This is a genomic window from Amnibacterium sp. (genome assembly GCF_051956055.1).
Lineage (GTDB): Bacteria > Actinomycetota > Actinomycetes > Actinomycetales > Microbacteriaceae > Amnibacterium.
In genome coordinates this window covers 22,574-30,658 of sequence record NZ_JBQCGC010000002.1, presented here as the reverse complement: position 1 = coordinate 30,658, position 8,085 = coordinate 22,574, and the positions used below count along the sequence as shown (strand labels likewise).

The following is an 8,085-nucleotide window of genomic DNA, read 5'->3' as shown; positions in this document are numbered from 1 at the left end:
GGGGCCCGGGGCGGGTCCTCGACCCGCCGGGTGCGGCACGCGTCTTCCCGCCAGGTGCCCGTGACCCGGCTCCCGGTCGGGGTCAGTACCAGTACGGGACGTGGCTCGTCTCGAACGCGTAGGCGCCGCACGGCGTGGAGTAGCGGGCCTGGATGTACCCGAGTCCCCAGTCGATCTGGGTCTCGGAGCTCGTCGTCCAGTCGCCGCCCGCGGTCGCCATCTTCGATCCGGGCAACGACTGCGGGATGCCGTACGCGCCCGATGAGGCGTTGTACGCGTTCCATCGCCAGCCCGACTCGATGTTCCAGAGGCTGATCAGGCAGGACATCTGGCCGCTGCCCCAGCCGTAGGCGCCGAGCCGTGATGCCGCGTAGGACTGCGCGGCGGCGGGGGAGAGCGAGCCCGGACCGGCGGCGATCCCGGCGAGCCCGGTGCCACCCGAGGTCGCGCCGGCCGCTGCAGCGGCCGCCTTCGCCCGCTGGGCCGCCGCGTAGGAGGCCTGCAGCGCCGACGACTTCGCCTGGAGCGCCGCGAGCTGCGCCAGGAGCGTCGCCCGCTGCGACTTCGTCTGCGCGACCTGCCGGTCCTCGGCCGCCTGCGCCGCCTTCGCGTCGTTCGCCGCGCTCTCCGCCTGCTTGGCGAGCATGTTCCGGACGGCGGCCTGCGCCTTCGCCTGATCGCCGAGGGCGGCGGCCTGCCGCTGGTCCACCCGCGCCTGCTCGAGGAGCGAGCTCGACGTGTCGCCGATCTGCGACAGCGCACCGAGCCGGTAGAGGAGCGACCCCGACGCGTTCCCGGAGAGCCAGACGGTCAGGCCGGGATCGCCTCCGCGGTACAGCTGCGTCGCGACGGTCGCCGCCGTGCGCCTGGCGGTGTCGGCCTTCCCCGCAGCGGCCTTCGTCTGCTGCTCGAGGTCGTCGTAGACCTGTTGCGCGGCTTGCAGCTTCGCGTCGGCTGCGGCGGCGAGCGCGGCCTTCTGCAGGGCGATGGTGCCGAGCCGGGCCGCCTCCGTCTCGAGCCCGTTCAGCGTCTGCTCGATCGCCGCGACGGCCGCGGCCTTCTTGTGCACGTCGTGCTTCGCGGCCTGGACCTGGGCCCAGGTGGGGTCGTCGGCGCGCGCCGTCGCCGGCCCGAAGCCGACCACGATCGCGACGAGGGCGGCGACGAGTGCGACGGCGGACCCGCTCCGAAGACCCGACCGCACCGGGCCAGGGTAGGACCGGCGGCGCTCCAGCCAGGACGGCGCGCCCTACGCGTACGTCTTCAGGACATGCCAGCCCTCGCCGAGCTCCACCACGTCGAAGACGAGCGTCTCGCCGTCGTGCACGTCGGTGCCCTGGAAGCGCCAGCCGTGCACGGGGAGCGGATGGGTGATCTGCGGCGGGAGCTCGTCCTCGAGCGGCGTGGGCGCGTCGGTCACCCGGTACACCCGGTGCTGCCAGTGCAGCAGTGGGGGCCGGCCGCGACAGCCGGTCACGAGATCGGCGTCGCGTCCCGCGCCTGTCACGGTCCCGGGCATGCCCGCCTCCTCCGCTTCGAACACGTATTCGATCGACTGCACGGTACGCCTGGCGGTCGGCTTCGGCAAGCAGGGACACGCCCGTACCGTGTCGGCATGGTCATCACCGCGCCGTACGGGGAGTGGCGCTCGCCGCTCACCGCGGCGTCCGTCGCCGCCGGCAGCCATGCTCCGGACTCCGCCAGGTTCGTGGGGGACGAGGTGTGGTGGGCGGAACCGGTCACGGCCGAGCGCCGCGTCGGCCTCTTCCGCCGGACTCAAACGGGGGTCGAGGCGGTGCTCGCGGCGCCCTGGAACGTGCGCTCGGCGGTGCACGAGTACGGCGGCGGCGCCTGGACCGCGGTGGGGTCCCGCGTCGTCTTCTCGCATCTCGCCGACGGTCGTCTCCACCTGCTGAACGCCGCGGGGGACGAGCCCGTCCCGCTGACCCGTCAGGAGGACGGCGTCGCCTTCGGCGGTCTCGTGCCGGCGGGCGAGGCCGTGCTGGCCGTCCGGGAGCAGCGCACCGGCGGGGGACCGCAGGACGTCGCCCGCGACCTGGTCCTCGTGCCGCTCGACGGGTCCGGCGACGTCGTCAGTGTGGTCGCCGGCTCGCGCTTCCTCGCGCAGCCCCGCATCAGCCCGGACGGCTCGCGGATCGCGTGGATCGCGTGGGACCACCCGAACATGCCCTGGGACGGCACGGAGCTGCGCGTGGGGGAGCTCGTCGACGGCAGGGTCGCGTCGTGGCGCACGCTGCTCGGGGGCCCGACCGAGTCGGTGCTCCAGCCCGAGTGGCTGCCCGACGGCCGGCTCGCGGTGATCTCGGACCGCACCGGGTGGTGGAACCTGTACCGGCTCGACCCGTCGGCGGAGGGGGAGCCGGAGGCCCTGCTCCCTGCGGAGCGGGAGACCGGCGGCCCGCTCTGGGTGCTCGGCACCCGCTGGTACCTCCCGCTGCCCGACGGCCGGATCCTCCTCACCTCCACGTTCGGCGCCGACGACCAGGTGCTGCTCGATCCGGCGCGCGGCACGACCGTCGTGCTCCGGCATGACCGGTCGGACACGAGCTGGGAGGACGTGCGCGACGGCCGCGTCCTCGTGATCGACCAGTCCGCGTCCGACCCCGTGTCGCTCTGGTCCCTCGACCCCGACACCGGAGCCGCGGCGCTCGTCAGGAGCGGCGTGGACGACCTGCCGCTCGAGCAGTTCCCCGCGGCCGAGCTGATGGAGATCGACGGGGTGCACGCCGTCGTGTACCGACCGCGCAATCCGGGATTCCAGGCGCCAGAGGGCAGCCTCCCGCCGTTCGTCGCGTTCGTGCACGGCGGCCCGACGGGACGGGCGGGCGTCCGCACGAATCCGGCGTACGCCTACTACACGAGCCGCGGCATCGGGGTCGTCGACGTGGACCACGGCGGCTCGACCGGGTACGGCCGCGCGTACCGGGAGCGCCTGCGCGGCCAGTGGGGCGTCGTCGACGTCCAGGACGTCGTCACCGTCGTCCGGGGACTCGCCGAGCGGGGCATCGCGGACGGCGCGCGCCTCGCGATCGAGGGCGGTTCCGCGGGCGGGTGGACGGTGCTCTCGGCGCTCACCCGCACGGACGCGTTCTCGGCGGGGGTGTCCCGCTACGGCGTCGCGGACGCCGTCGCCATCGCGACGGACACGCACGACTTCGAGGCGCACTACACCGACGGACTGATCGGCCCGTACCCGGAGGCCGCGGAGCGCTACCGCGAGCGGGCGCCGATCAACCACGTCGACGGCCTCTCGGTCCCCGTCCTCCTGCTGCAGGGCCTCGAGGACCGCGTGGTCCCGCCCTCGCAGTCCAGGAGGTTCCGAGACGCGCTCGCCGCCCGGCGCATCCCGCACGCGCTGATCGAGTACCCCGGGGAGGGGCACGGCTTCCGTGGTCGGGACGCCCTCGTCTCCTCGCGGGAGGCGGCGCTGTCGTTCTACGGCCAGGTGTTCGGGTTCACGCCGCCGGACATCCCGGTGCTCGAGCTCGAGCGCTGAGTGCACGACGGTCCGGCGGTCCGGGAAGGTCCGAGGCGCCGGGTAGGTTGCCTCCGCTGACCGCCCCCGGAAGGACACCCGTGACCGACACCGCCACCGCAGCCGCCCCGACCGCCGACGAGCGCCTCCGCCGCTTCCGCACCGCGCGGGAGCAGAGCGTGCAGACGCCGAACGGCTTCCTCGCCCTCGTCAACACGCAGTGGGTGGGCGAGGAGCAGACGATCTGGGGCGTCCCAGGCACCTGGGCGCCTCGGCCGGATGGGGAGAGCGGCCTGATCGTGACGGCGACCGCCGCCGACGGCATCACGGTCGACGGCGCCCTCGTCGACGGCACCGCCGTCGTGCGCGGCAAGGACGACGCGGCGCCCTCCTCGATCGTGTTCGACGACCACACGACGGGCACCGTCATCCGCGGCGAGGACGGCCAGTACGCGTTGCGCGTCTGGGACGCCCGGTCGGAGGCGATCGAGGCGTTCGGTGGGATCAGCGCCTTCGACTACGACCCGGAGTGGATCGTCACCGGCACCTTCACGCCGAACCCCGCCGGCACCACCGTCGGCTTCTCGCACATCAAGGACGACGGGGCGACCCGGGAGCTGCCGGTCCCCGGCGACATCGCGGTGACGATCCGCGGCGAGGAGTACCGGATCGCGGCGTTCAAGGACGGTCGACGGCTCCAGCTCGTGTTCGCCGACGAGACGAGCGACGTCGACACCTACGGGGTCGGCCGCTTCCTGTTCATCGCGCCGAACCCCGACGGGTCGATCACGCTCGACTTCAACTACGCCGTGCTGCCGCCGTGCGCGTTCAGCTACAACTTCAACTGCCCGATGCCGCCGAGGCAGAACCGCTTCCCGTTCCGCATCGAGGCCGGCGAGAAGCAGGTCCTCGGCAAGGACGGTGGCCTGCTGCACGGTTGACCCGGCCGGCGTCGGAGGGCGCCCGTAGCGTGCCCGGCATGAGCGGATCGGTCTTGACGGCGGAGCGGACGGTGCTCGTCGAGCAGGGGGACGGCGGTCCGCGGCTCACGGTCGACGGCGTCGTGCAGGACCAGGGCGACGTGCCGTTCCCCGAGCTGGCTGCCTCGCTCGAGGCGGACCGGCCGCGGTGGGTGTGGGACACGGCCGCGGTCTACCCGTCGCTGCTCCAGGCCGGGGTCCGCGTCGCGCGCTCGTGGGACCTCCGCCTCGCCCGGGCGATCCTCCGCCGCGCCGCGGGGGCCCGTGGCGCCATCGCGGCGCTCCCCGAGGACGACGGGGACGGCCCCGCCGCCGGCCGGGACGACGGCGCCCTCCCGATCGACCTCGGCCGCCCGCTCGACGCCGCGGCGGAGTACGAGCGGCAGCTCGCGGAGCTGGCCGGCTCGCCTCGCGCAGGCGCCCTCCGGCTGCTCATCACCGCCGAGTCCGCCGGCGCGCTCGCCGCGGTGGAGATGCGCGACACCGGGCTGCCGTGGCGCACGGACGAGCACGAACGGCTGCTCGAGGAGCTGCTGGGGCCGCGGGTCCCCGACGACCGCCGCCCCGCCGTGCTCGAACGGCTGGCGGGAGAGATCCGCGCCGCGCTCGCGGCTCCGACCCTGAACCCCGACTCGGCCGTGGAGCTGGCCCGAGCACTGCGCGGCGCGGGGATCGAGGTCGACAGCACCAGGGCGCACGAGCTGCGTCGGGTGGACCACCCGGCGGTCGCGCCCCTGCTCGAGTACAAGAAGCTCGCCCGCCTGCACCAGGCGAACGGCTGGCACTGGCTGGACACCTGGGTGCACGGCGGCCGGTTCCGCCCCGACTACGTCGTCAGCGGCGTCGTCACCGGCAGGTGGGCGACGAGGAACAGCGGCGCGATGCAGCTGCCGAAGCAGATCCGGTCCGCGGTCGTCGCCGATCCCGGCTGGAAGCTCGTCGTCGCCGACGCGGCCCAGCTCGAGCCCCGGGTGCTCGCGGGGCTCGCCCACGACCGCGCGATGGCCGAGGCGGGGCACGGCCGCGACCTCTACGCGGGCATCGTGGCGAGCGGCGCCGTGGCGACGCGGGCCGCCGCGAAGGTCGGCATGCTCGGCGCGCTGTACGGCGCCACGAGCGGCGAGGGCGGCCGTCTGGTCCCGCGTCTCGCGGAGCGGTTCCCGCGGGCGCTCGCGCTCGTGGAGCGTGCCGCGCGGGAGGGCGAGCGGGGCGGCACGGTGGCGACCCTGCTCGGGCGCGAGACGCCTCCGGTCTCCGCGCACCAGCGCGAGGTCGACCGGGAGGCCGCCGTGTTCGAGGCGGACGAGGGGGTGCTCCGTCGTGCGCGCGCGATGGCGAGGGACCGGGGGCGCTTCACCCGCAACTTCGTGGTGCAGGGGACCGCAGCGGAATGGGCGCTCTGCTGGATCGCCGACCTGCGGCGCCGGCTCTGGGAGCTCACCGACGAGCCGATCGGCGCTGGTCCGCATCTCGTGTACTTCCTCCACGACGAGGTCATCGTGCACACGCCCGCGCGGCTCGCGGCGGAGGCCGCCGAGGCCGTCTCCGCGTCCGCCGCGTCGGCGGGTCGGCTGCTCTTCGCGGACTTCCCGATCGACTTCCCGCTCGATGTCGCGGTGGTCGACCGGTACTCCGACGCCGGCTGACTGGACGCGGCCCTCAGCGGACGGGCGTTTGCTCTCCTCATGACGACTTCGACGGCACGGCAGGTGATCGCGCCCCGCTACGGCGGGCCCGACGTGGTGGAGCTCACCGAGGTGGAGGTGCCGCAGGCGGGCCCCGGTCAGGTGACGATCGACGTCCGTGCCGCCGGCATGAACCCAGCCGACTTCAAAGGGTTCGCGGGCGGCCCCACGGCCGATCCCGCGGCGCTCCCGATCCGGCCCGGGTACGAGGTGGCGGGCGTCGTCGTCGGCCTGGGGGCCGACACCGAGCTCGCCTCCGGCGGCGGCGCGATCGGTGACGAGGTGCTCGCGTTCCGGGTCTCCGGCGGCTACGCGTCGCGCATCACCGTGCCGGCGAAGGACGTCTTCGCCAAGCCCGCTGCGCTCGACTTCCCTGCCGCTGCGAACCTGCTGCTTGCGGGTTCGACGGCGGAGGACATGCTGCGGGTCGTGCACGCGGCAGCGGGGGAGACGGTGCTCGTGCACGGGGCGTCCGGGGCGGTGGGCGTGATGCTGCTCCAGCTCGCTCGACTGCGTGGCATCGCCGTGGTCGGCACCGCGAGCGATGCGCGCGCCGAGGTCGTCCGGGGCTTCGGCGCCACGCCGGTGCCCTACGGCCGGGGACTGCTCGACCGGGTCCGGGCACTGGCACCGGAGGAGGGGTACGCCGCGGCGCTCGACTGCGTCGGGACCGATGAGGCGGTCGACGTCTCCCTCGCGGTGGCGCCGAAGGACCGCGTGGTGACCATCGCGGCGCAGGCCCGCGCGAAGCGCGACGGGTTCCTCGCGGTCGGGGGTCGCGACCCGGAGAGCGCCGTGTTCCGGGACGGCGTGCGGGCCGGGCTGATCGATCTCGCGGCGGACGGGCGGCTCGTCGTCCCGATCGCGCGCACCTATCCCCTGGAGGCCGCAGCGGAAGCGCTCGCCGTGCTCGCGGAGGGTCACCCGGGCGGCAAGCTCGCCCTCGTCCCCTGAGCCGGCTCCGGCGTGTCGCGGCACCTGACGGCCCGCGCCACGCCGGTCGGCGACCGATCCGGTTGAGTTCCCGGCGTGTCGTCCGGCATACTTCCCGGGAGCCGAATAGGGCCGCGCTAATTTCATATCGGTGTCATCGGGTCATCCGTTCACCACAGGTCGTTGGGGAAGACGTATCTGTTCGAACGGAGGACGAATCCATGGTCACCACAGTCGCCCGCGGCGTGCTGTACGTGCACTCGTCACCGCGCGCACTCTGCCCCCATGTCGAGTGGGCGGCCGGTCATGCCATCGGCCGGCCGGTCAGCTTCACGTGGACGGATCAGCCGGTGCTGCGCGGTGCGCAGCGCACTGATTTCACCTGGGAGGGCGGGCCGGGCACCGGCGCCGCCATCGCGTCGAAGCTGCGCGGGTGGGAGCACCTGCGCTTCGAGGTCACCGAGGACCCTCGGGACGGGGTCGACGGCAGCCGCTGGCTGCACACGCCCGACCTCGGGATCTTCCACGCCCAGACCGACGCGGCCGGCAACATCGTCGTGCCCGAGGACCGGATCCGGGCTGCGATGGACGCCGCAGGCACCAGCGCGATCGAGCTGCACCGCGAGCTCCGGCTCGCCCTCGGACAGGCCTGGGACGACGAGTTGGAGCCCTTCCGGCACGCCATCGGCACCTCGTCCGTCACCTGGCTCCACCGCTCCGCGGTCTGATCCGGGCGACACGCCCGGACCGAATGACCAAGATGTAATTCACCGGCGTGTCACGCCGTGCGGAGGGTGCGGAGTTCAGTACCTTCTTCACGTCCGCCGGTGCGACTTTTCAGTGTTCGGGCTGTATGGGTAGCGGCCCTCGAACCTCAGCATCGCGCGGCAGAAGAGCCCCCGTCCGGATGGGTACCGGAACGGGGGCTCTTCCTCGTCCACGGCGCGTCGACCCGCGCGGTCGAGGCGCGAGCGAGAGCACGTCGGCAGGC

The 8,085-nt window shown here is 74.0% G+C and carries 7 protein-coding genes; 5 read left to right on the top strand and 2 right to left on the bottom strand.

The features are described 5' to 3' along the window. Positions 1–82 precede the first annotated feature (82 nt). Positions 83–1,204, bottom strand: coding sequence for a coiled-coil domain-containing protein (locus ACTHLI_RS00445; RefSeq protein ID WP_440180666.1), 1,122 nt, complete (start codon positions 1,202–1,204; stop codon positions 83–85). Between the two features lie 45 nt (positions 1,205–1,249). Next, positions 1,250–1,519, bottom strand: coding sequence for a hypothetical protein (locus ACTHLI_RS00440; protein WP_440180664.1), 270 nt, complete (start codon positions 1,517–1,519; stop codon positions 1,250–1,252). A gap of 96 nt (positions 1,520–1,615) precedes the next feature. On the opposite strand from ACTHLI_RS00440, the gene ACTHLI_RS00435 reads away from it, so the two are divergent. The 5 genes from ACTHLI_RS00435 (at position 1,616) to ACTHLI_RS00415 (ending at position 7,822) form a co-directional block, all read left to right on the top strand. Beyond that, positions 1,616–3,517, top strand: a complete 1,902-nt coding sequence (locus tag ACTHLI_RS00435) for a prolyl oligopeptidase family serine peptidase (protein ID WP_440180663.1) — start codon at positions 1,616–1,618, stop codon at positions 3,515–3,517. Positions 3,518–3,597: 80 nt separating this feature from the next. Further along, positions 3,598–4,437: a DUF1684 domain-containing protein gene (locus ACTHLI_RS00430; protein WP_440180661.1), complete on the top strand. Its 840-nt coding sequence runs from the start codon at positions 3,598–3,600 to the stop codon at positions 4,435–4,437. Between the two features lie 38 nt (positions 4,438–4,475). After that, positions 4,476–6,122, top strand: a complete 1,647-nt coding sequence (locus tag ACTHLI_RS00425; RefSeq protein WP_440180659.1) for a bifunctional 3'-5' exonuclease/DNA polymerase — start codon at positions 4,476–4,478, stop codon at positions 6,120–6,122. Between the two features lie 39 nt (positions 6,123–6,161). Beyond that, a complete protein-coding gene (locus ACTHLI_RS00420; RefSeq protein ID WP_440180657.1) occupies positions 6,162–7,115 on the top strand; it encodes an NADP-dependent oxidoreductase in 954 nt (317 codons plus the stop codon). Between the two features lie 200 nt (positions 7,116–7,315). Further along, positions 7,316–7,822 (top strand): DUF3145 domain-containing protein, encoded by a 507-nt coding sequence (locus ACTHLI_RS00415; RefSeq protein WP_440180656.1) that lies wholly within the window; start codon positions 7,316–7,318, stop codon positions 7,820–7,822. Positions 7,823–8,085: the final 263 nt, after the last annotated feature.